This window comes from Streptococcus sp. CL6.35 (assembly GCF_049737915.1).
Taxonomy (GTDB): Bacteria; Bacillota; Bacilli; order Lactobacillales; family Streptococcaceae; genus Streptococcus.
The window spans coordinates 1-1,435 of sequence record NZ_JBKOTU010000013.1 but is presented as its reverse complement, the minus strand read 5'-3'; the positions used below and the strand labels follow the sequence as shown (position 1 = coordinate 1,435).

Annotated in this window: 1 protein-coding gene; it reads right to left on the bottom strand. The window is 35.7% G+C overall.

Going from position 1 to position 1,435, the window contains the following annotated elements:
- Positions 1-31: 31 nt before the first annotated feature.
- Positions 32-1,380 (bottom strand): IS3 family transposase gene (locus ACLNCP_RS09950; protein ID WP_115262385.1). Its coding sequence is split into 2 segments (ribosomal slippage): positions 32-930 and positions 930-1,380, totalling 1,350 coding nucleotides; the frame shifts between segments, so codons are not numbered across the junction.
- Between the last annotated feature and the right edge of the window lie 55 nt (positions 1,381-1,435).

The following is a 1,435-nucleotide window of genomic DNA, read 5'->3' as shown; positions in this document are numbered from 1 at the left end:
TGTACTGACCCCAAAAAGTTAGACAATTAATTTAAGCAAAGGATTTAGTTCTGTATTGTACAGGGCTAAGTCCTTTTAGTTTTACCTTAATTCGTTTGTTGTTGTAGTAATCAATATAGTCTACAATAGCTTGTTCCAAGTGTTCAAGTGACTGAAACGTATTCTCATAACCATAAAACATTTCAGACTTAAGAATGCCAAAGAAAGATTCCATCATACCGTTATCTGGACTATTTCCCTTACGTGACATAGATGGTTGGATTCCCTTATTCTTTAAAAAATGATGATAGAAATCGTGTTGGTATTGCCATCCTTGGTCACTATGGAGAATTGTATTTTCGTAATGGTTCTCTGTAAAGGCTTGTTCTAGCATAGCTTTCATTTGTACTAAGTTCGGCGAAGTAGAAAGATTGTAGGAGATAATTTCTCTGTTAAAGCCATCTAAAACTGGTGATAAATAAAGCTTTTGGCTGCTTGCTGGAATGGCAAATTCTGTCACATCTGTGTAGCACTTTTGCATTGGTTTGGTTGCTTCAAATTGACGTTGAATAAGATTATCTGCTTTCTTGCCAACCTCTCCTTGGTATGAAGAATACTTCCGTTTACGGCGAATTCGAGCCGTTAAACCAAGTACTTTCATCAGACGCTGCACCTTCTTATGGTTCACTACGAAGCCACGATTTCGTAATTCTAGAGTCATGCGACGATAGCCGTAATTTCCTTTATGCTCAGTATAAATTGACTGAATTTCAGCTTTAATATCATAATCTTTATCGCTTTGATCCAGCTGTTTTAAGTGGTAATAATAAGTTGAACGGGCAAGTTTAATAATCTTTAGAAGGATATCTAAAGAAAACTCTGTTACCAGTCCTTGAACAATTTCCGTTTTTCTTCTTGCTCCTTTTCGTCTCTCAATCGGAGTTCTCTCAACTTTTTTAGAATGGCATTCTCCGCTCTCAAGTACTCATTTTCTGCTTGAAGACGTTCTAATTCTGTCATATCTTCAAATCTCTTCTTTGGCTTACGTCCCATTTTAGGTGGTCTCCCTCTTGTTTTCTCAACAATAGTATACCCGTTTTTCTTATATTGTGCCAGCCAATTCGAAAGTAATCCACTACTTAGAAGAGCATAATCCAGAGACGCCCTAATTTGTGAATGCCCCTCAAGAAGAACTTTATCAATGATCTCTTGTTTTAGTTCAGGAGAATAGTAACAATTCTTTCCTTTTTTGACGAACTCTATTCCGTAACGATCAATCAATTTAATCATGTACCTAAGATTAGAATTGTTTATCCCAAATTTATTTGAAAGCTTCTCTAAGCTATATCCTTGTTTTCTAAGTTCATAGATCTGAACTTTATCATCATAACTCAATTTCATAATAAAACACCCCAAAAGTTAGATTTTTTCTGTCTAACTTTTGGGGTGCAGTACA